Origin of the sequence: Halorussus rarus (genome assembly GCF_003369835.1) — an archaeon.
Classification (GTDB): Archaea; Halobacteriota; Halobacteria; order Halobacteriales; family Haladaptataceae; genus Halorussus; species Halorussus rarus.
In genome coordinates this window covers 64,523-86,117 of the sequence record NZ_QPMJ01000002.1, presented here as the reverse complement: position 1 = coordinate 86,117, position 21,595 = coordinate 64,523, and the positions used below count along the sequence as shown (strand labels likewise).

Below are 21,595 nucleotides of genomic sequence, written 5' to 3'. Positions count from 1 at the left end.
CATGGCACTGTCATCCAGTCTGGTGTCGCTCGGCATCATCGTGGGAATCTACGCGATACTCGCGCTCGGACTGAACATCAAGTTCGGGTACACGGGCTTGCTCGACATCGGTCACGTGGCGTTCTACCTGGTGGGCGCCTACGTGACCGCCTTGCTGGTGCTCCCACCCGCCAGCGAGCAGCAGTTCACCACGTACATCCTCGGGTGGAACTGGCCGTGGCTGCCGGCCATCGCGGTCGGGACGCTCGTCGCCGGGCTGCTCGGCATGCTGGTCGCGCTGCCCGCGATACGACTGCGCGAGGACTACCTCGCGATCGCCGTCCTCGGCATCTCGGTCATCCTGAAGCGGATCGTCCAGTCGGAAGGGTGGCTCGCCAACGGTCCCGGGTCGCTCCGGGGGTTCAGCCAGCCGTTCCGCGACTTCTTCCCGCTGCCCGGCGACACGCTCGGCGCGGCCGCGCTCCTCGGGTTCGTCGTCTTCGTCCTCTGGACGGTGGCAACCCACGTGCTCGCGGAGACCGGCACCGAGAGCGGGTCGGAACTCGCCACCGACGGCGGGAAGGCCAGCGAGGCTGACAGGAAGGCAGATGGAGGTGTTACGGCCGGCCGCACCATCTCGGGAACGCGGGGCGTCGGCGGCTGGGTCGTCGACGGCCTGCTCGCGCTCACGACGCTGGGCGTCGGCTACGTCGCGGCCCGCCGGTCGCGGACGCGGGTCGGCGAGACCGAGCAGCGCGCGCTGCTGGCCGCCGGCGGCGTCTTCGGCCTCGCGGCCGGCGTCGTGACGTGGCAGGCGTTCGACTGGTGGACGGTCGCCGGCGTGAGCCTCGACTGGGTGTTCGGTCTCGTCGTCTTCGCCGCCGTCACCGCCGGCTTCTTCGGGGCGAACCGCCGGTACGCGCCGCTGGCCGGCGCCGTCGTCGGAACCGCCGCATTCGCGGCCGCGGTCGCGCTGGGCGGCCCGGTGGTCGTCGTCTCGGTGTTCCTGGCCGCGATCTCGCTGTTCACGTGGGTGTTCGGCGCCGTGGCGGTCTCCCGGCGGTACAGCGACCTCTCGCTCCGGGACTTCGGCGTGGCGCTCGCGCTCGCGGTCGTGTTCGTCGCGTGTTTCGCGCCGCTCATCGTCCTCGGCGGCGAGAGCACCGGCGACGCGACGAGCAGCGTGGGCCTGTTCGCCACGATGGGCCTGCTGGTGGCGTTCCTCTACGGGGTCTACTACCTCGGATCGAACTGGGAGCGGTTCGGCTCGGGCGTCGAGTTCGTCCGCATCGTCGGCGTGGGCGCCATCTGGCTGTTCGCCATCCGGTACTTCGGGATGGCCAACATCGTCCCGTTCAAGCGCGGCGGGTTCGACGCGGTGGTGAACAACACGTTCCAGAACCTGGTCTGGCTGCTGAAGTTCCAGGGCGGTTCGGCCGCGTTCGACTACTCGCGGTTCCTGCTGGTGCTGACGCTGGCGTCGCTGGCGATGCTGTACTACCTCTCGGAGATCACGGTCGAGTCGCCGTTCGGCCGGGTGCTCAAGGCCATCCGCGAGGACGAGGACGTGGCGACCTCGCTCGGGAAGAACACCTTCGCGTACAAGGTCCAGAGCATGATGCTCGGGTCGGCGCTGGCCGGGTTCGCCGGCGGCCTGACCGCCATCTACTTCCAGAGCCTGGTCCACACGATGTTCGCGCCCCGGGTGACGTTCATCGCGTTCCTGGCGCTCATCATCGGCGGCACCGCCAACAACAAGGGGATGATCCTGGGAGCGACCATCTACTGGGCGTTCCAGAAGGCGACCGCCGACATCGCGGCGTTCTTCCCGACGTCGGCCCGGTCGTCGGTGCAGGCGCTCCGGCTGGCGTTCATCGGCGCGCTGCTCATCGTCATCCTCTACTACCGCCCCGAGGGGCTGTGGGGCGAGAAACGAACGGTCGCGGAGGTGGCCGAAGAATGAGCGAGACAGTCGAATCCGAAACCCAGACGCACGGCACCGGCGAATCGATACTCGAGGTCGAGGGCCTGCGCAAGACGTTCGGCGGCATCACCGCCGTCGACGGCGCGACGTTCGAGGTCGAGGAGGGGACCGTCACCGGTCTCATCGGCCCGAACGGCGCGGGCAAGACCACGACGTTCAACCTCATCAGCGGGTTCTACGAGCCCGACAGCGGCGACATCCGCTACCGGGACACCGACCTCCAGGACATCATGCGGCCGAGCGAGACCGAGCAGGGCATCTGGATGAGCGCGTCCGGGATGACCTTCGGCGGCGCCGGTCTGGCCGCCGCGGCGTCGTCCGGGGTCTCCACGCTCGGCCTGGCCGGCGCGGCGGTCGTCGGCGCGGGGCTCGGCGCGGGCGTCTACCAGGCCGAGGAGAAGATCAAGAACGACGTCTTCGAGGTCAAGAACAAGCGGCCGTTCCGGGTCTCGGAGGCCGGGCTCTCCCGGACGTTCCAGCTGACCCGCGAGCTCCAGGGGATGACCGTGCTGGAGAACCTGATGCTCGCGCCCCAGGACCAGCGGGGAGAGAGCCTCCCGAACGCGTGGTTCCGCCGCGGCGCGGTCGCCGAGGAGGAGGAGGACGTGCGCGAGCGCGCCGTCGAGATGCTGGAGTTCCTCGAGATCGATCACCTGACCAACGAGTACGCCGGCAACCTCTCGGGCGGCCAGCGCAAGCTGCTGGAGCTCGGTCGGGTGCTCATGACCGACCCCGACCTCATCCTGCTGGACGAACCGGTTGCCGGGGTCAACCCCGCGCTGACCGACAAGCTGCTCGAGCGCATCGAGAGCCTGCGCGAGCAGGGCTACACGTTCTGCATCGTCGAACACGACATGGAGGTCATCATGAACCTCTCGGACACCATCATCGTCATGGACCAAGGCAAGAAGCTGATGCAAGGCACGCCCGAGGAAGTACAGAACGACCAGCGCGTCGTCGACGCGTACCTGGGGGGATAACCGATGGCGCTACTCGAAGCCCGCGACATCGTCTCGGGCTACGGCGACGCCCAGATCCTCCACGGCGTCTCGATGGACGTGGAAGACGACGAGATCGTCTGCATCATCGGGCCGAACGGCGCCGGCAAGTCCACGTTCATGAAGGCCGTGTTCGGGCTCATCGACTGCTGGGAGGGGTCGGTGACGTTCGACGACTCGGAGATCACCGACCTCCGGCCCGACGAGATCACCCGCGAGGGGATGTGCTACGTCCCGCAGGTCGACAACGTGTTTCCGAACCTCACCGTCCGGGAGAACCTGGAGATGGGCGCGTACATCCTCGACTCGATGCCCGAGGACGCCCTCCAGGAGGTGTTCGAGCGCTTCCCCATCCTCGAGGAGCGCCAGAACCAGAAGGCCGGCACCATGTCGGGCGGCCAGCAGCAGATGCTCGCGATGGGCCGCGGGCTGATGGTCGACCCGGACCTGATGCTGGTCGACGAGCCCTCGGCCGGGCTGGCGCCCGACCTCGTCGACGAGGTGTTCGAGAAGATCATCGAGATCAACGCGTCGGGCACCGCCATCCTGATGGTCGAGCAGAACGCCCGGAAGGCCCTGCGGAACTCCGACCGGGGCTACGTGCTGGAGATGGGCGAGAACCGCTTCGAGGACACCGGCGAGGCGCTGCTCGACAACGACGAGGTGACCGAACTCTACCTCGGCGGCGGTGGCGGCGACTCCGGCGGCGAGGCCGGCGAGGCCGCGACAGACGACTGACCCCGCCGATCTCGATTTCCGCTGCGGTCCGTTTTCGACTTCCGTAGCTCGCGGCTCTCCCGGCGCCGAACTCGCGGCGTATCGCGTCCGCTGCCGGAGTCTGGAGTCCGCGCTAAAAAAGCAGCTCGGTCGTCGGAGTCGCTACCCCTGCGTCGTGGTCGTCGTGCCGCCGCCACCGCCGCCGTTGAGCCGGCCCTGGAAGAAGCTCCGCGGGATCGTCTCCAGGGCCTCCGTCGACCCGTCGTCCTGCACCTGCAGGATGGCGAACTGGTTGAGCGGTTCGAGGGACTCGTTGAGGTTGACGGGGCTGGACGCGCCCTGGTAGTTGATGTCCTCGCCGTTGGCGAGCAGGTCCTTGGCCTTCTGGAACTCGCCGACCGTGACGAGGTTGGCCTGCTGGCCGCCGCCACCGCCGCCCCCGGTGGTGGTCGCGGTCTGCTGGCTGGCGCCCTCCTCGGGCCGGGAGACCGACCGGATGTTCTCGGCGATGGCGGTCCCGGACGCCTCGCCGCCGGCCTGGATGGCGAGCGCCTGGAGGAACAGGCAGTCGTAGGCGTGGGGCGCGAACAGCGTCCCGGCCTGGTCGCCCATCTTCTCCTCGAACCGCGTGGCTCCTCTGGTCTGCTCGGGGTTCGGCGAGGCCACGTACATCCCCGCCGTGATGTCGCTCAGACTGCTGAGGAACTCCGAGGAGTTGAGGCCCTCGCTGAGCACCCACTCGCCGCCGTAACCGCCGTTGTTCCACTGGTTGAGGATGGTCCGGCCGTTGCCGGGGTAGCCGATGAACCCGATGGCGTCCGGGTCGTTCTCGAACAGCGAGTCGAGCGTCGAGGTGTAGTCGCTGGCCCGCTGGCTGTAGCCGACCATCCCGACCGTCTCGCCCTGGAACTGCTCGCGGGCCCGCTCGGCCAACCCCTGGCCGTAGGGGTTGTCTACGAAGAGGAACGCGGCCCTGTCCGCGCCGATGTACTGGTCGTCGCTGAGGATCCGGCCCATCACGATGCCCTGCTGGGCGTCGTTGGGCGCGGTCCGCCCGAAGTACTTCAGGTTGCTCCCCTCTGCGTAGCCGATCTCCGCCAGCGCCGGCGACGTGCTGGCGTTGCTCATCTGCATGACCTGGTCGGCGGCGACGTTCTGGGCGAGCGGGACCGAGACGCCGCTGGAGGCGGCGCCGACGAAGCCGATGATGTTCTGCTCGTTGACCAGCGAGTTGTACTGCTGGATGGCCCGCGAGGGCTGGGTCTGGCTGTCTGTGTTCGACATGTTTATCTGGCGGTCCAGCGGCCCGCCCGCGTCGTTGACGTCCTGCACCGCGACGTTGACCGCCTTCTGCATCCCGCTTCCGTACGCGCTGAGGTTCCCGGTGATGGGGAGGATCGACCCCATCGGGATGGGGCCGCCCTGCCGTGCGCCCGCCGACGTCGACAGTCCGGTCAACCCGGCCACCCCCGCGGCCGTCGCGCCCTTCAGTACAGTTCGCCGTGTCGTCCGATGTTTCTCTGACATCTCCGACGTGATACACGACGCCGTAGTAATAAACAATTGTGTATGGTTACCACGACACGGGCGGATAGTTCAAGCCGTTTTCGGAAATCCGCCGAAAGAAACCGGGTTCCCGTGCGCCGAGAAAGTGTGAGGCGGCGTCTCGAACCTATCAGCGAGCTACAGTTTGCCCTCGAACCACGACCGCTCGATCGCCTCGAGTTCCTCGGTCTCGCCGCCGCTGACCTGCATGACCGCGAACCGGTTGAGGGGTTCGAGGCTCTTGTTCATGTCGACCGGACTGGACGCGCCCTGGTAGTCGATCTCCGTCCCCTCGTCGAGCAGTCGCTTTGCCTTCTCGAACTCGCCGGCGTACACCTTCTCGCCGCCCGGCCGGGAGACCGACCGGATGTTCTCGGCGATGGCGGTCCCCGAGGCCTCGCCGGCCTTGTGCATGGCGAGCGCCTGGAGGAACAGCCCGTCGTAGGCGTGGGGCGCGAACAGGGTCCCCGCCTGGTCGCCCATCGCCTCGTCGAAGGTGTCGGAACTCTGCGTCGACTCGGGGCTCGGCGAGGCGACATACATCCCGTCGGTGATGTCGCTGAGGTCCTGGAAGAACTGCGAGCTGTTCAGGCCCTCGCTGAGCACCCACTCGCCGCCGTAGCCGCCGTTCGACCACTGCTGGAGGATGGTCTTCCCGTTGCCGGGGTAGCCGACGAACCCGATGGCGTCCGGGTCGTTCTCGAACAGTTTGTCCAGCGTCGACGTGTAGTCGCTGGACTTCTTGTCGTAGGGGACCATCCCGACCTCCTCGCCGTCGAAGGCGGCGCTCGCCTTCTCGGCCAGGCCCTCGCCGTAGGCGTTGTTGACGTAGAGGAACGCGGCCTTGTCGGCGCCGATGTAGTCGGACTCGTTCATGATGCGACCCATCACGATACCCTGCTGGCCGTCGTTGGGCGCGGTCCGGCCGAAGTACTTGACCGACTCGTCGTCGTTGTAGCCGATCTCGGCGAGTGCGGGCGTCGTACTGGCGTTGCTGACCTGCATCACCTTGTCGGCGGCGATCTGCTGGGCGAGCGGGACCGACACGCCGCTGGAGGCGGCGCCGACGAAGCCGATGATGCCCTGTTCGTTGACCAGCGTCCGGTACTTCTGGGTCGCCTTCGCGGGCTTGGTCTCGCTGTCCTTGTTGGTGACCTGCACCTGCCGGCCGAGCGGCCCGCCGGCGTCGTTGATGTGCTGGGCCGCGAGGTTGACCGCCTTCTGCATGCCGGCGCCGTACGCGCTGAGCGACCCGGTGATGGGGAGGATGGAGCCCATCTGGATGGGCTGGCCGCCCTGGTCCTGCTCGTCGTCGCCCGAAGTCGTAGTGTCGTCGCCTCCGGAGGTCTCCTGTTCCTCCTCGGTGGTCGTCTCCTGCGAACCCTCACCTGTAAGGCTGCCGATACAACCGGAGAGTCCGGTCAGGCCGGCCACGCCGGCCGCCCCGGTAGCTTTGATGTACGCGCGCCGCGACTTCTCTTTGCCTGTCATAGTCTACCAGTAGGTCTCACACCGGGTATAAAAAAGTTTGTAATAGGTGAACTTAACACATCCCGACCGAAAGTTCACTCGGAATCGAATTTCTATTTGTCAGGTAGCCCGACACATATATGCCTCGGGCTGTCGGAGTGTGGTACATGCCGATAGAGACCCTGGACGACCTCGCCGTCCAAGGGACCACGCTCGGAGTGCGTATCGACATCAACAGTCCGCTGACGGACGACGGCGACCTCGCGGACGACGCCCGCCTCCGCGCCCACGTCGACACCCTCTCGGAACTGCTGGAGCGGGGCGGCCGGGTGGCCGTCCTCGCCCACCAGGGCCGGCCCGGCGGCGACCAGTTCAGGGACCTCCGCCCGCACGCCGACCGCCTCGACGAACTGCTCGAGGCGCCGGTCGAGTACTCCGACGCGACGTTCTCGACGGACGCCCGCCGGGCGGTCGAGAACCTGAGCGACGGGGAGGCGGTGGTGCTCGAGAACACCCGTTTCTACAGCGAGGAGTACATGGAGTTCCCGGCCGCCCGCGCGGGCGAGACCGAACTCGTCGACAAGCTCGTCCCGGTGCTCGACGCCTACGTCAACGACGCCTTCGCCGCGGCACACCGCTCTCAGCCCTCCATCGTCGGATTCCCGACCCGAGTTCCGGGCTACGCCGGCCGGGTGATGGAGCGGGAGCTCGACGTACTGGGCGACATGGCGAGCACGCCCGAGCCCCGGACCTACGTCATCGGCGGTGCGAAGGTCCCCGACTCGATGACGGTCGTCGAGAGCGTCCTCGACAGGGGGCTCGCCGACCGGGTGCTGACGACCGGCGTGGTCGCGAACGTGTTCCTGCTGGCCGACGAGCGGGACCTCGGCGACGCCAGCGCAGACTTCGTCTACGAGCAGGGCTACTGGGACGAGATCGACCGCGCGGCCGACCTGCTCGACGAGCACGGCGACCGCATCCGGCTCCCGATCGACGTGGCGGTCGAGCGCGACGGCGAGCGCCACGAGATCGCGGTCGACGACCTGCCGCCCCGGGAGGGCGAGTCCGCGATGGACGTCGGCGGGGCGACCGTCGAGAGCTACGCCGAGACCATCCGGAACTCGGGCACGGTCGTCCTCAACGGGCCGGCGGGGGTCTTCGAGGACGAGACGTTCGCCCGGGGGACGCGCGACCTCTTCGCGACCGCGACCGAGGCCCAGTACAGCGTCGTCGGCGGGGGCGACACGGCGGCGGCCATCCGGCGGTTCGGCATCGAGGGGTTCGACCACGTGAGCACGGGCGGGGGCGCGGCGCTCAACATGCTCACGGGCGAGAGCCTGCCCGCGGTGGAGGCGCTCCGGGACTGAATGGTCTCCGTCGAACCGGGAACGCCGGCCGACGCCGACGAGGTGGCCGACCAGTGGGTCGAGCTGGCGGCCGAGCAGCGCGCGTTCGACTCCCACCTGCTGGCCGAGGAGAACCGCGCGACCGTCCGGGCGGCGGTCGCCAGGAGCGCGGTCGCCGACGAGCTGCTGGTGGCCCGGACTGACGACGGCGAGATCGTCGGGTTCGTCACCTTCGGCGTCGAGACCGGCGACTACGTGCAGGACGCGACTCGGGGCGTCGTCCGGAACATCGCGGTCGTCCCGGCCCGGCGGGGCGAGGGCATCGGGTCGGACCTGCTCCGGACCGCCGAGCGCCGACTCGCCGAGGCCGGCGCCGACGCCGTCGCGCTGGAGGTGATGGCCGGCAACGACGACGCCCGGCGGTTCTACCGCCGCCACGGCTACGCTCCCCACCGGGTCGAACTGGAAAAATCGGTCGAAAGCGATACGCTCACAAAGGAGTAGCCTGAACGTGGCGGTACGCGCCAGGGGAGCTTGGGCGGTTCAAGCACCCGACTTGTAATCGGGAGTTCGTGGGTTCAAATCCCACCCCTGGCTTCCTCTCGTCGGCGTCCCGATTCTGAGTTCCTGACTGTCGAGAAACGTGAGCCGGCCGGGGGCCGCTCACGCGTAGAACTCGGCCAGCCGGTCGTCGAGTGTGTCGGGCGGCCCGGTCGCCCCGGAGCGGTCGAGCCACTCGGCGACGGCGTCGAGCTCCCGGGTCGGCGCCACGGTCTCGTCGTCGTACGTCACGACGCCGGCATCGGCCAGGTGGGGCAGGTGGTTGTGGTGGAGCGCGATGCGGAGCCGGCGCCGGGACGACCGGTCCGAATCGTCTGGGCCGACGCCGCGGGCGAGGAGTCGCGCCGTCAGCTCCCGGCGGGAGAGCCGGCCGGTCTCCGCGAGGGTCTCCACGACGGCGCGTCCGTGTTCGTTGCTCAGTACGTCGAACGCGGTTTCGAAGTCCATGGCTGGTAGACCGGTGCGCGGCGAGTGGGCGCGCCGGCAGTTGCCTCATCCGACTCGGTCGGTATGAATCCACCCGGCGGTTGCAGCGGATTCGGCACTGCGGAACGGTCGACTTCGTAACACGTGGATCGACTTAAAATGAAACGATCGGGAGTCTGCCGCCGTTTTATCTACTGTACGGTCCTCTCGACGGATAGGCGGTGATAGACCGCCTCGCCGCGCTGCGACTTGCGTACCAGCGACTCGCCGACTGCCCGCCGCGGCGTCGCCGAACGACTCCCGGGCGCACCGACGCCTGTGACGCGATGGGGACCGCCGAGCGCACCCTACCCGCTCGGCGGTCTGCGGACCTCCGGCGGCCGGACGAGACGGCAGAACAGGGGGAAGTAACGCTCGTCCAGCCGTCGCCAGTTGTCCGCGGGTTCCTAACACGCTGTGTCGCTCACCGACGTTCCATCGACAGCACCGAGGTTTCACGGTCTTGTTCGACGCCGGTACTGATGCTGCTCGGAGGTGAGTTTGGCAGTTCGGTCCGGAGAAACGAGCAGTGGAGAGGCAGAGCGGTCGAGACGGGCCCGGGTCACTGGAACTTTCCGACGTTCGTGAAGTCGTCGTCCTCGCAGTTCGAGCACTCGTCGGGTCTGGAGATGAACACCGCCCCGCAGCCCTCGCACTCGTAGAGGTCCGGTCCGTCGTCCCGAACGCCGTTCTCGTCGTCGGCGTCTGCGGCCGACGACCCCACCATACCTCTGAGCCGGTCGAGGACTGCGGAGAGCATGCGCTTCAACGGTGGTGGATGCTTACCGCGGCTATAAAACGTTTGTTGCCGTATCCGAAAAGTGACAATTAGCCGTCGTCATCGCGGGACGCGAGAGCGACGTCGACCGGCAGAGCCGACGGCCGAACTGCGGGGTCGAGGCCAGCGAGCGACTACGACCGACGGAGCGTCACCCGTCAGGCCGGGGCAGGGCGGTGAACGAGAGTTGGACGATGCTGAACGGGTCGTACACCGACTGGTGACACTGGCAGTAGATCTCGTTGGCGGCCCCGAACTGAGCGCTGGAGGCCAGCGACTTGAACCCGGGGACGCAGCAGAAGTGGGTGCACTTGTTGAGGTTGGCCATGAACCCCTGCTCGGTGCTGGCCTGGAGCCACTGCTCGCCTTGGTCGGCCATCTGCGCGATGCGCTCGCTCCGGATGATCTGGACCGGCATCGTCCCCGACGGCGGCACGTCCTGGGAGCGCCAGGTCGCCAGCGCGGGCTTGCCGATACCGCTCTCGCCGATGCCGTTGCCCCACGTCTCGTAGTCCTCGAAGTCCGAGACGTTGACCTTGGCGCCGGGTTCGACCTCCTCGCTCTGCCACTCGTACGGTGCGGACCCCGCGTACCGGAAGAAGTTGTCCTGGTCGGCGTCGGGCTCGGCGCCCGGGTACGTCTGGACGCCGCAGTACTGGAACCACTCGCTGGAGTAGGTGATGCCGCCGAGCTGCATCTCGGCGACCGTCACCTCGCGACCCTGCTGGGTGACAGTCTCCGGTTCGGGCCAGGCGCCCTTCAGGAACCCCTCGTCGTCGATCTCGATCGGAATCTGGGGCATCCCGCGCGGCGCGGGCCCCGCGACGTTCTCGACGCCGTAGTACTGGGTGATGCCGCCGCCCGCCCCGGTCGGTGCGGTCGCCGAGTTGATGCTCGCGGCCGCCGCGGTCCCCACGCCCGAGAGCGCGGCGCTCCCGACGACGCCCTTCACGAACCGGCGCCGCCCCGACTCCTCGGGGTACTTGTCGTCGACCTCAGCCATGCTGTCCCCCCGTGCGTCCGGTGATGTTACTGACCGGCATGCGATCCCCATTCCACTTCGGGACTTCCCGGGTATAGGACTGTCGGCGATAGCAGTCCCGAACAGGCCGCCGTCGGACGGAGACGGGCCACAGAGCCCCCGACGACGCGGCGGGGAACGGTCGTCCGGCCGGGAGGTCGGGCCGCCTGACAGTAGCCGCTGTCTTTTTACCCCTGCCGTGAGTCTCAACGGATATGCCCCTCTCAGATGACGAACGCGAACGCATCGCGCAGTTCGTCGCCACGCCGCGCTACGAGCGCACGCCGGACCAGCTCTGTCCCGAAGAGGACGAGGAGTAGCTACTCGACGACCGCGAACGACCCGCCGCGCTTCTCCACGAGGCCGCGCTCCCGGAGCGTACGCAGGATGCTGTACAGCGTTATCTTCTCGACATCGAGGTCGCGCTGGAGGGTGTCTATCGACGCCGCCCCGGGCAGGAGGTAGAGATACACGAGCTTCGCCCGCGGGGACTCCAGTTCCGTCGGCAGTTCTCTCGACGATGTCGTCGGACGTTGAACGCTCATTTCGATACCGTACACGAGTAGTTCGACGATAATAAATCCCTATTTCAACGATCGTCGAAAGAACGGGAGAGACGGGCCAGGGCCGCCCTGGCAAGTATTGCGGTTTCCGAGGTCGAGGGCGTCTCGCCGGCGGTCGTCCGACCGGAGGAGTCGACCGCCGGGACGAACCCCCGGAGACCCCGCCGGAGGCCGGGAGTACCGGCCGGTTTCGCTCGCACAGGCGGTGGGTTTATGTGAACCCGAACGGTACCGTCTCGCAATGAGTCCGACGCCGGACGGCGGCCGGGACCCCGAGGAACCGTCCCTCACGCGGCCGGACGAGGCCAGGAGCGCCGGCGACGGGTCGGCGCTGTCTCCCGACGAACTCGACTTCGAGGACGAGGAGCAGGTCGTCCCGCTGGACGAGGACCGGTACGTCATCGGCACCGACTCCCGGCCCCGGGTGCCCGAGAACGTTCGCGACGACCCCTCGTCCGGGGAGTCCGCGGCCGAGGGGGCAGGGGAACCCTCCCGTTCCGCGACCGACCAGTCCGGGCAAGCGACCGACCGGTCGCCCGCCGGGGGCGCCGCGGCAGACGTCGACTCCGGCGCGGTCAAGCGGTGGCTCGAGGAGGACCTCCGGGGGACCAGCGCGCGGTACGGCTTCCACGCCAGCGCGAAGTCCGACGACGCCGTCTCCCACCAGCAGATGTTCTCCGACGACGTGACCACGGTGTTCGACAGCCTCCTGCGGTGGTACGCCCAGCAACTGACGACCGAGACCGCGGTCGAGGACGTGCTCGGCATCCTGCTCACCGAGTCGAACGTCAGGGTCCGGTACTCGCCGTCCTGCCTCCAGGCCATCCTCGAGGCCTACGACCTCGGCCCGGACGACACCATCGCGGACCTCTTCGAGGCGGTGCAGGACGACCGCGGCATGGTGTTCCCGCCGGAGAACGTCTGAAATCAGAAATTCGGGTTTCTGCCCGGCTCGATTCCGTTATCGACCTGCACTCGGAGCGCCCGCCGTGGGGTCGTCCGGCGTCGATTCGGCGAGCGCCATCCCGACGACGAGCAGCGGCGCGCCGACTGCGGCGACGGCGGCAGCGTACGCCGCCGCGAACAGAACGACCAGCGGGCCGAACTGCGGTCTCGGAGTGAAGAGTGACACGAACGGGAGCAACGAGGCCCCGAACCCGACCGTCGCGGTCGCGACGGCGAGGCGTCGATTCCCGGCGCCGAGCGCGTACCCCGCAGGGAACAGGGCGAACACGGGCACCAGCGGCGGGAGGCTGGTGAGGAACGCGAGGGTCAGTCCGCTCTGGTCGAGCGCGACGGCGGCCGCCAGCGTCGACGCCGCGGCGACGAGGACGCCCAGCGCGGCGCCGGCGACCAGCCGCCGGTAGGTCAGTCGCTCCCGGACGCCCGGCCGCGAGAGCGCCGCGCCGAACGCGATTGCGGCCGCGCCGACCCCGAACACCGGGGCTGCCGCGCCCCCGAGCAGCGAGACCCCGCCGGACAGCAGCGCGAGTCCGACAGCGAGGACGCCGAGGCCCGCGAGCATCGCGCCGGCGCGTTCGGCGACGGGCTCGACCCGCCGGTCGAACCGGACGAGGCCGCCGCACGCCGCGGCGACGAGGACGCCGAACAGCGCGCTGGGAATCGCGACCCGCGTCAGGAGGTTGGTCGCGAGGGCGGGCCCGAGCAGCGCCGCGACCGCGAGGAGGCTCAGCACCGGGCCGAGGGTCGCGCCCTCGGGGACGAGGGTGACGAATCCGTAGCGGTCGAGTTCGGTGAGCGTCGTCCGGCGACCGTCGTCGCCGACCGCCGCGCCGGGCACAGTCCAGCCGACCCGCATACCATCGGGCGCGACCACCGCGAGGCTGTCCGCGCCGAGGCCGTCGAGGTTGCGGTAGCCGTAGGCCTCGGTGAACGCGCCCGACCGGAGGACGCCGCCGACCGACCGCTCGGCGAACTCGGGTTCGCGGTAGCGCAGGGTCAGGACGTTCGATTGCGAGACGGTCGCCTCCTGGAACTCCGTGTCCCACATCGCTCGGTCGGCGATCTCGGTCCTGAGGGTGGCGTTTGCGCGTAGTCTGGCGAGCCCGTCGGTGTCGGCGAGGCGGTTCCGGACGACCCAGGTGGCGCTCCCGTTCCGGTGGACCGACAGCGTCGCGGTGCTGCGGTCGACGGCGACGTCGACGCCGTGGGACGCCGCGGTGTCCTCGAACGAGTCGCCGCAGGCGTCGCAGAGGGGCCTCGGCGGCGGGGCCGACGCGGCCGGGGCGGTTGCGGCGAGGAGCGTCGCGACGAGCACGGACGCCGCGAGGAAAGAGACGACGAAGGAGGAACCGAGGGCGGCGCGCCGGGGACGAGTCATACGCCCGTCGTTACGCCGCGGCGACAAGTACGTTTCCCCCGCCCGATTATCATCTCCGAGAGGCGGGGCCGGGTTTTATGTGGTCCGCTTCGATGGTCCAGATAGAGAGCGCCATGGAGGTACAGGAGACAGACGCAGACGCCGGCGACGGCACGGACGAGACCGACGCGCCCGAGGTCGAGAACGTCCCGACACGTCAGGTCGTGGAGTTCCGCCTCGGCGACGACTACTGCGCGGTCGACATCGACGAGGTCGACAGCATCGTGGAGATAAAGAAGGTGACGCGCATCCCCCGGACCGCCGACTCCATCGACGGCGTGATGGACCTCCGGGGCGAGACCACCGCCATCATCAACCCCCGGACGTTCCTCGGCATGGAGGACGACGGCGAGGCGCCCGAGGGCGACGAGCAGAACGTCCTCGTGCTCGACCGGGCCGACGACAAGCAGAAGATCGGCATCCGGGTCGACGAGGTGCTCGAGGTCACCGACCACCCCGAGCGCAACATCGACACCGAGGAGGACCTCACCGACCTCGACACCCGGGGAATCGAGGAGAAGGTCTCGCGCGGCGTCATCCGCAAGCCCAACGGCGACGGGCTCGACCTCGTGGTCTGGATCGACATCGACGCCATCATCGGGCAGTTGAAATGACGGGGCGACTCCACACCGCGGGGAAACGGGCCGCGCGACCCGACCGAACCGCCGCTCGCCGGCGGGTTCGGACGAGCATCACTCGTGATAATCGGAGGGGAGAATTTATTTCACCCCGTTTCAAACCAGCGCGTAGGTGACCATCGTATGGCGAAAAACGTACTCATCGTGGACGATTCGGAATTTATGCGGAATCTACTCCGGGAGATACTCGAGGAGGAGTTCGAGATCGCCGGCGAGGCCGAGAACGGCGTCGAGGCGGTCGAGCTCTACGAGCAGCACTCCCCGAACCTCGTGATGATGGACATCGTGATGCCCATCCGCGACGGCATCGAGGCCACGACCGAGATCAAGGAGGAGGACCCGGACTCGAACATCATCATGTGCACCAGCATCGGTCAGGAGGAGAAGATGAAGGCCGCCATCAAGGCGGGCGCGGACGGCTACATCACCAAACCCTTCCAGAAACCCAGCGTGATGGACGCCATCGAGGACGTCATCTCAGCATGACTCAGGCCGTCGTCGTGGACGACTCGCACTTCATGCGGACGGTCATCTCCGACATTCTCGAGAACGGCGGCATCGACGTGGTCGCCCAGGCCAGCGACGGCGCGGCCGGCGTCGAAGCGGTCGAGACCCACGACCCCGACGTGGTGACGATGGACGTCGAGATGCCCCGGATGGACGGCATCGAGGCCGTCGAGGAGATCATGGCGACGAACCCGACGCCGGTCCTGATGCTGTCGGCCCACACCGAGGACGGCGCCGAGGCGACGTTCGAGGCGCTGGAGAAGGGCGCGGTCGACTTCCTCGCCAAGCCCGGCGGGGAGGTCTCGACCGAGATCTCGGCCCACGGCGACGCGCTCGTCGCAAAGGTCGAGTCGGCGACCCGGGCCGACCCCTCGTCGGTCGAGGAGGTCGACACGACCAGCGGGCCGCTGGAGGCCGACCACCGGTACGCCCGGAACCCGACCCTCGTCGTCGGGGCGTCGACCGGCGGCCCGCGTGTGGTCGAGCGCGTGCTGTCGAGCCTCCCGCTGGAGGCCGACCTCCGGGTGCTGGTGGTCCAGCACATGCCCGACGGCTTCACCGGCCGGTTCGCCGACCGCCTCGACCGCCGCAGCGAGTACGACGTCCGCGAGGCCACCGACGGGACGCGCATCTCGGGCGGCGAGGCGCTGGTGGCGAAGGGCGACTACCACATGGAGGTCGCCGGCTACGGTAACGGCCGCATCCGGGTCCGCCTCCAGCAGGACGAACAGCTCCACGGCGTGCGGCCGGCCATCGACGTGACGATGGAGACGGCCGCCGCGAAGGTCGACGGCCCCCTGACCGGCGTCGTGCTGACCGGCATGGGGTCGGACGGGGCGGCGGGCATCGAGGCCATCAAGGCGGCGGGCGGCGCGACGCTCGCCCAGAACGAGGCCTCGTGCTCGGTGTTCGGCATCCCGGCCCGGGCCATCGAGACCGGCTGCGTCGACGAGGTCCGGTCGGCCGACGAGATGGGGCAGGCGATCCTCGACACGATCAGCGCGAACGGGTGACAACACATGGACGACTACATACAGGACTTCATACGCGAGAGCGAAGAGAACGTCACGGAGTTGAACAACTCCCTGCTCGAACTGGAGGACGACCCGAGCGACGAGGAAGCGATGGACTCCATCTTCCGGACCGCCCACACGCTGAAGGGCAACTTCGGTGCGATGGGGTTCCAGGACGCGAGCAACCTCGCGCACGCCATCGAGGACCTGCTCGACGAGATCCGTCAGGGCCGGATGGAGGTCACGCCCGAGATCATGGACCTCGTGTTCGCGGGCGTCGACGAGATCGACCGCGCGCTCGACCAGATCGAGGACGAGGGCGAGTCCGACATCGACCCCGACGACACCATCGAGCAGATCCGCGAGGTCATCGAGCGCGGCGGCGCCGCCCCGGCAGACGGCGCAGATGCGGGCGACGACGGTGATGCTGGAGCCGCGCCCGGCGACGGCGACGACGCCGACGCTGACGCGACCGCCGACTCGCAGGCCGACGACGAACCGGACGACGGGGCTGCCGACGCCACCGACCAGTCGGGGCTCGGCGACGTCCCGGTCGGCGAGTTCGAGGACCCCGCGGCGCTGGCGGCCGCCGACGGCCCGGTGTTCCACGTCGACGTGGACATGGGCGACCCCCAGATGAAGGGCGTCGACGGCATGTTCGCCTTGGAGGGGCTCCAGGACGACCTCGACCTGCTCGGGACGGTCCCGGGCGTCGACGCCATCAACGACGGCGAGTACGACGACGGCTTCGACGCGTTCGTCGTCGCCGACGGCGCCGGCGAGGTCGAGGCGGTCGTCGAGTCGGTCGGCAAGATCGAGGACGGGACCGTCACCGCGCTCGACGTCGACGAAATCGACGTCGAAGGTGCGTCACCCTCGGACGCGGGCGCGTCTGAGACCGGGGCGGAAACCGCACCCGAGGCCGAAGCGGGAGACGCGACCGCCGAGAGCGCCGACGCGACCGGCGACGGCGAGGAGTCGGCCGACGACTTCACCGACGCCGACGTGGTCGAGACGGCCGATTCAGCCGCCGGCGAGTCTGACGACTCCGGCTCCGGCGGCGATTCGTCGGACGCCGGGGACGATTCGGCGGCCCAGGAGATAGAGGAGATCCAGTCGGTCCGCGTCGACGTCGACCAGCTCGACGACCTCCACGGCCAGGTCGAACAGCTGGTCACGAGCCGCATCAAGCTCCGGCGGTCGGTCGAACAGGCCCAGTTCGACAGCGCCGAGGACCACCTCGACGAACTCGACAAGATCACCTCGAGCCTTCAGGACACCGTGATGGACATGCGGCTGGTCCCGCTCAAGAAGGTGGTCAACAAGTTCCCGCGGCTGGTCCGGGACCTCGCGCGCGAGCAGGAGAAGGAGATCGACTTCGCGATGGAGGGGACCGACATCGAGCTCGACCGCACCATCCTCGACGAGATCAGCGACCCGCTGATGCACCTGCTGCGCAACGCGGTCGACCACGGCATCGAGTCGCCCGAGGAGCGCGAGGCCGCGGGCAAGTCCTCCGAGGGGACCATCCAGCTCCGCGGATTCCGAGAGCGCGACCGGGTGACCATCGAGGTCGAGGACGACGGCAGCGGCATCGACCCCGACGCCATCCGGACCAAGGCGGTCGAGAAGGGCGTGATGAGCCGAGAGGAGGCCGAGAAGCTCGACACCGAGGAGGCCCAGAAGCTCGTGTTCCACGCCGGGTTCTCCACCAACGACGAGGTGACCGACGTCAGCGGTCGCGGCGTCGGGATGGACGTCGTCCAGGACACCGTCTCCCGGCTCGACGGCGAGATCAGCGTCGACAGCGCGCCCGGCGAGGGCACGACGTTCAGCCTCTCGCTGCCGGTGACGGTCGCCATCGTCAAGGTGCTGTTCGTCCAGTCGGGCGACGAGGAGTACGGCGTCCCGATCAAGAACGTCGACGAGATCCGGCGGATGGAGGACGTCCAGACCGTCGAGGGCGAGGAGGTCGTCACCCACGACGACACGGTCTACCCCCTCGTGCGCCTCGGCGACGCGCTGAACGTCCCCGGCGAGACCAGGAACGGCGACGGCATGCTGGTCCGGGTCAAGGAGTCCGAGCGCAAGGTCGCCATCCACTGCGACGCCGTCAGCCGCCAGGAGGAGGTCGTCGTCAAGCCGTTCGAGGGCATCCTGTCGGGCATCCCCGGACTGTCGGGCGCCGCGGTCCTCGGCGAGGGCGACGTGGTGACGATCCTGGACGTGGAGACGCTATGATCGGGACGGTCGTACTCGCGTCGGGGTCCGACCCCGTCGTCGGACCGTGTCGCGTCCGTGACGCCGTCGGTGGAGCACCGGTACCGAGGCAGGCTACGACCGACCCTACGAGAGGACCCAGACTATGAGCAGAGGTGACTCACGAAACTTGCAAGTCGACATACGAAAGCTGAACCTGTTCAACCAGATGGCCAAGGAGGGGGCGAACACGGTCGCCAACCACCTCAACCAGATGACGGGGATGGAGACCGAGATGGAGATCACGAAGATCAACTTCCTCGAGATCGACGACATCAAGACCCACGTCGGTCACGACAAGCAGGTCGGCACGCACATCGAACTCGTGGAACCGCCTCACGGCTACATCCTGTTCCTCTTCAGCGCCAAGAGCGCGAAGAAGCTCGCTACCGGGATGCTCCCCGGGAGCGCAGACCCCTCCTCGCAGGGCTTCTCCGACATGGAGCGCTCTGCGGTCCAGGAGATCGGCAACATCATGACCAGCGGGTTCATCGACGGGTGGGCCAACGTGCTCAACACCACCATCGACATCTCGACGCCGAAGTTCACCTACGGCGCGGGGTCGAAACTGGTCGACAACCTGGTCGGCACCCGGCCCGACGAGATGGCTCTGGTCTTTGATTCGCGCGTGCACGCTCGCGAGGCCGACGTCGAGGTGAAGGTGTACACCTTCCCCGAACTCGAGGAACTGGTCTCGCTGATGCAGCAGATCGAGATATGACGCCGGGGAATCGAACTACCGAATGAACGGACAGACCGAATGACGGGGGACACCGAATGAACGCGGCCGGGAGCACCGAACCATGAACGTCGACATCGAATCGCTCGGAACGTTCAGCAGGACAGCGCAGGTCGGCGCCGAGCGCGCGGCCGAGAACCTCACCGGGATGACCGGCATCGAGACCGCGGTCAACGTGACCGAGGTGACGCTGGCCTCGGCCGACGAGCTCCGGCGGGCCGACGAGCGCGTCGGCGTCGTCATCGACTTCGACGGCGGCATCGACGGCACCAGCCTGCTGACCTTCTCGTCGGAGGGGGCCGAGACGCTGCTGGACACCCTGATGCCCGGCGCGGGCGTCGAGGAGAGCGCGGTCGCGGAGGTCGGCAACGTCGTCACCAGCGGGTTCGTCGGCGGGTGGGCCGACCACCTCGAGACCACCATCGACATCTCGCCGCCCGAGTACGTCGAGGGCGACGGCGAGCGGTTGCTCGACGCGGTCGAGTTCGACCGCGACCGGGCGTTCGTCTTCCGGAGCCGGGTCAGCGCCGTCGGGGAGGCCCTGGAGTTCGAGTTCCACATGTTCCCCGAGGCCGAGTCGATGCAGGCGATGCTGTCGGGCGGCGACGAGGAGGTCCCGGTCGAGAAGCTGGCGTCCCTCCGCGAGATGGCGGGGACCGGCGCGGAGACCGCCTCCGAGACCGTCTCGGCGATGACCGGCATCGACACCGACGTCGACATCAGCCAGCTGCGGTTCGTCCCCGTCGAGGACGTGCCCGCGGAACTGCGCGACGAGGAGTACGTCGGCGTCGTCCTCGAGTTCGAGGGAGCGCTCGGGGGCTACGTCCTGATCCTGTTCGACGTGGCGTCGGCCCGCGAGGTCGTCGACGCGCTCGTCCCCGGCGCCGACCCGACGGTGACGTTCGAGGGCCGACAGCGGTCGGCGATCGAGGAGATCGGCAACGTGATGACCAGCAGCTTCATCGACGGCTGGGCGAACGTGCTCGACGCCACCATCGACATCTCGCCGCCCCAGTTCGTCCACGACATGGGGCGGGCGGTCGCCGAGTCGGTCGTTGCCCGGCTCGGCCGGCGCCAATCGTTCGCGTTCCTGTTCGACGCCACGCTCCGGGCCGACGACCGCGCGTTCGACTGCGAGATCTACGCGCTCCCCGACGAGTCCCAGCTCCGGGCCGCCCTCGACGACATCGACCCGGACGCCACGGCCGAGCGGACCACGAAAGCGGGGTCACTATGAGCATGACGGCAGAACGACACTCATTCGTCGACGACTCGCCCGAGCGCGTGCGGGTCGGCGTCGCGGAGCTCGCCGTCGCCGAAGGCGACACCCGGCTCACGACCAGCGGGCTCGGCTCCTGCGTCGGCGTCGCGGTCGTCGACCCGGCCGCCGGCGTCGCCGGGCTGGCCCACGTCATGCTGCCGGAGGACTCGGGCAACGACCGGGGCAAGCCCGCAAAGTCGGCCGCGCTCGGGGTCGAGCGACTGCTCGACGCCTTCGAGGCCGCGGGCGGCGACGTCGGCGCCGCGGAGGCCAAGCTCGCGGGGGGCAGTCAGATGTTCGACTTCTCCGGCGTCAGCGAGGGCGTCGGCGAGCGCAACGTCGAGCGGACCCGCGCCGCGCTCGCCGACCGGGACGTCCGGGTCGTCGCCGAGGACGTCGGCGGCGACCACGGCCGGTCGCTCGAACTTGTACCGAAGACGGGGACGCTCAGGGTCACGAGTACCCACCAGGGGGTCGAGGACCTGTGAGCCTCGACGACGCAGACACCGAGGCGTTCGAGGCCCTGCTCGACTACGTCGAGGCCGAACTGGGCTTCGTCACGAGCTACTACGACGACGCCTACCTCGACCGGCGGGTCTCCTCCCGGATGCGGCGATCGGACGCCGACGGGTACGCCGACTACCACGAACTGCTCGCGGCCGACGAGACCGAGCAGGAGGCGCTGCTCGACGCCTTCTCGGTCAACGTCACGAGCTTCTTCCGGAACCCGGAGGTCTGGGAGGAGGTGCGGTCGGTCCTCCGGACGCTCTCGGCCGAGCGCGACCGGCTCCGGCTCTGGAGCGCGGCGTGCTCGGACGGCCGTGAGCCCTATTCGCTGTCGATGCTGGCGCTCGACGACCCCGAGGTCGACGACTCGCGGGTCGCGATCACCGCGACCGACATCGACCGCGAGATACTCGCGGCGGCTCGGCAGGGCGTCTACCGAAACACGCGAACGACCGACATCGGCGAACAGCTCGCCCCGCTCGACGAGTTCGAGCGGTACGTCGAGCGCGAAGACGACCAATTCGCCGTGACCGACGCGGTCAAGGAGCCGGTCTCGTTCGAGCGCCACGACCTCATCAGCGGCGACCCCAAGTCGAACTTCGACCTCGTGGTCTGTCGGAACCTGTTCATCTACATCGACGCCGAGCACAAGCTCCCGATACTCGAGACGGTCTCGAAGTCGCTGTCCCAGGGCGGCTACCTGGTCATCGGGAAGACCGAGACGCTACCCGAACTGCTCAAGCCCGCCTTCGAGCCGGTGGCCAGGCGGCTCCGGATATACCGGAAAACAGACAGTGTATCTATCTAGTAGTAACCGGAACAAGACGCCAGGGTGAGGCGTTTTACTCCGGTTCTAACGCCGGC

At 68.5% G+C, this 21,595-nt stretch carries 21 protein-coding genes and 1 tRNA gene; 15 read left to right on the top strand and 7 right to left on the bottom strand.

Annotation, left to right across the window (positions count from 1 at the left end; genetic code table 11):
• The first annotated feature begins 1 nt into the window (after position 1).
• The 3 genes from DVR07_RS08685 to DVR07_RS08675 are packed head-to-tail and all read left to right on the top strand — an operon-like array spanning position 2 to position 3,699.
• Positions 2–1,942: a branched-chain amino acid ABC transporter permease gene (locus DVR07_RS08685; protein ID WP_115796417.1), complete on the top strand. Its 1,941-nt coding sequence runs from the start codon at positions 2–4 to the stop codon at positions 1,940–1,942.
• Positions 1,939–2,943 (top strand): ABC transporter ATP-binding protein, encoded by a 1,005-nt coding sequence (locus DVR07_RS08680; protein WP_115796415.1) that lies wholly within the window; start codon positions 1,939–1,941, stop codon positions 2,941–2,943. Before DVR07_RS08685 ends, DVR07_RS08680 begins: the two co-directional genes overlap by 4 nt.
• A gap of 3 nt (positions 2,944–2,946) precedes the next feature.
• Positions 2,947–3,699, top strand: a complete 753-nt coding sequence (locus tag DVR07_RS08675) for an ABC transporter ATP-binding protein (RefSeq protein WP_115796413.1) — start codon at positions 2,947–2,949, stop codon at positions 3,697–3,699.
• Between the two features lie 141 nt (positions 3,700–3,840).
• Here the strand turns inward: DVR07_RS08675 and DVR07_RS08670 are convergent, their stop codons facing one another.
• Positions 3,841–5,205: an ABC transporter substrate-binding protein gene (locus DVR07_RS08670; RefSeq protein ID WP_115796411.1), complete on the bottom strand. Its 1,365-nt coding sequence runs from the start codon at positions 5,203–5,205 to the stop codon at positions 3,841–3,843.
• A gap of 156 nt (positions 5,206–5,361) precedes the next feature.
• A complete protein-coding gene (locus DVR07_RS08665; protein WP_115796409.1) occupies positions 5,362–6,714 on the bottom strand; it encodes an ABC transporter substrate-binding protein in 1,353 nt (450 codons plus the stop codon).
• 146 nt (positions 6,715–6,860) lie between these two features.
• On the opposite strand from DVR07_RS08665, the gene DVR07_RS08660 reads away from it, so the two are divergent.
• The 3 genes from DVR07_RS08660 to DVR07_RS08650 all read left to right on the top strand — a co-directional run bounded on the left by DVR07_RS08660 (position 6,861) and on the right by DVR07_RS08650 (position 8,636).
• Entirely contained in the window at positions 6,861–8,060 is a 1,200-nt protein-coding gene (locus DVR07_RS08660; RefSeq protein ID WP_115796407.1) for a phosphoglycerate kinase, read from the top strand.
• Positions 8,061–8,543, top strand: a complete 483-nt coding sequence (locus DVR07_RS08655; RefSeq protein WP_115796405.1) for a GNAT family N-acetyltransferase — start codon at positions 8,061–8,063, stop codon at positions 8,541–8,543.
• Positions 8,544–8,562: 19 nt separating this feature from the next.
• Positions 8,563–8,636, top strand: a tRNA-Thr gene (locus tag DVR07_RS08650).
• Between the two features lie 66 nt (positions 8,637–8,702).
• Here DVR07_RS08650 and DVR07_RS08645 read toward each other — a convergent pair.
• From DVR07_RS08645 to DVR07_RS08630, 4 genes are all read right to left on the bottom strand, one after another.
• The gene (locus DVR07_RS08645) at positions 8,703–9,047 is read right to left on the bottom strand and encodes a DUF7344 domain-containing protein (RefSeq protein ID WP_115796404.1); all 345 of its coding nucleotides are present in this window, start codon (positions 9,045–9,047) and stop codon (positions 8,703–8,705) included.
• 580 nt (positions 9,048–9,627) lie between these two features.
• Positions 9,628–9,834, bottom strand: coding sequence for a hypothetical protein (locus tag DVR07_RS08640; protein ID WP_162829486.1), 207 nt, complete (start codon positions 9,832–9,834; stop codon positions 9,628–9,630).
• 160 nt (positions 9,835–9,994) lie between these two features.
• A complete protein-coding gene (locus DVR07_RS08635; RefSeq protein WP_115796402.1) occupies positions 9,995–10,846 on the bottom strand; it encodes a ubiquinol-cytochrome c reductase iron-sulfur subunit in 852 nt (283 codons plus the stop codon).
• A 338-nt stretch (positions 10,847–11,184) separates the two neighbouring features.
• Positions 11,185–11,409, bottom strand: a complete 225-nt coding sequence (locus DVR07_RS08630; RefSeq protein WP_115796401.1) for a helix-turn-helix domain-containing protein — start codon at positions 11,407–11,409, stop codon at positions 11,185–11,187.
• Positions 11,410–11,668: 259 nt separating this feature from the next.
• Here DVR07_RS08630 and DVR07_RS08625 point away from each other — a divergent pair, with 259 nt between their 5' ends.
• Entirely contained in the window at positions 11,669–12,352 is a 684-nt protein-coding gene (locus tag DVR07_RS08625; RefSeq protein WP_240147518.1) for a DUF7500 family protein, read from the top strand.
• Between the two features lie 36 nt (positions 12,353–12,388).
• Here DVR07_RS08625 and DVR07_RS08620 read toward each other — a convergent pair whose 3' ends face one another.
• Positions 12,389–13,768: a hypothetical protein gene (locus tag DVR07_RS08620; protein ID WP_193570120.1), complete on the bottom strand. Its 1,380-nt coding sequence runs from the start codon at positions 13,766–13,768 to the stop codon at positions 12,389–12,391.
• A gap of 92 nt (positions 13,769–13,860) precedes the next feature.
• On the opposite strand from DVR07_RS08620, the gene DVR07_RS08615 reads away from it, so the two are divergent.
• The 8 genes from DVR07_RS08615 (at position 13,861) to DVR07_RS08580 (ending at position 21,539) form a co-directional block, all read left to right on the top strand.
• Positions 13,861–14,421, top strand: coding sequence for a chemotaxis protein CheW (locus tag DVR07_RS08615; protein ID WP_240147517.1), 561 nt, complete (start codon positions 13,861–13,863; stop codon positions 14,419–14,421).
• 147 nt (positions 14,422–14,568) lie between these two features.
• On the top strand, positions 14,569–14,931 hold the full coding sequence (cheY, locus tag DVR07_RS08610; protein WP_115796400.1) for a chemotaxis protein CheY: 363 nt from the start codon (positions 14,569–14,571) through the stop codon (positions 14,929–14,931).
• Positions 14,928–15,965, top strand: a complete 1,038-nt coding sequence (cheB, locus tag DVR07_RS08605) for a chemotaxis-specific protein-glutamate methyltransferase CheB (RefSeq protein ID WP_115796399.1) — start codon at positions 14,928–14,930, stop codon at positions 15,963–15,965. Before cheY ends, cheB begins: the two co-directional genes overlap by 4 nt.
• A gap of 6 nt (positions 15,966–15,971) precedes the next feature.
• Positions 15,972–18,206, top strand: coding sequence for a chemotaxis protein CheA (locus DVR07_RS08600; protein WP_115796398.1), 2,235 nt, complete (start codon positions 15,972–15,974; stop codon positions 18,204–18,206).
• Between the two features lie 124 nt (positions 18,207–18,330).
• On the top strand, positions 18,331–18,945 hold the full coding sequence (locus DVR07_RS08595; RefSeq protein WP_115796397.1) for a chemotaxis protein CheC: 615 nt from the start codon (positions 18,331–18,333) through the stop codon (positions 18,943–18,945).
• 82 nt (positions 18,946–19,027) lie between these two features.
• A complete protein-coding gene (locus tag DVR07_RS08590) occupies positions 19,028–20,200 on the top strand; it encodes a chemotaxis protein CheC (RefSeq protein WP_115796396.1) in 1,173 nt (390 codons plus the stop codon).
• Between the two features lie 2 nt (positions 20,201–20,202).
• Positions 20,203–20,712: a chemotaxis protein CheD gene (locus DVR07_RS08585; RefSeq protein ID WP_115796395.1), complete on the top strand. Its 510-nt coding sequence runs from the start codon at positions 20,203–20,205 to the stop codon at positions 20,710–20,712.
• Positions 20,709–21,539, top strand: coding sequence for a CheR family methyltransferase (locus DVR07_RS08580; RefSeq protein WP_115796394.1), 831 nt, complete (start codon positions 20,709–20,711; stop codon positions 21,537–21,539). Before DVR07_RS08585 ends, DVR07_RS08580 begins: the two co-directional genes overlap by 4 nt.
• Positions 21,540–21,595 lie beyond the last annotated feature (56 nt).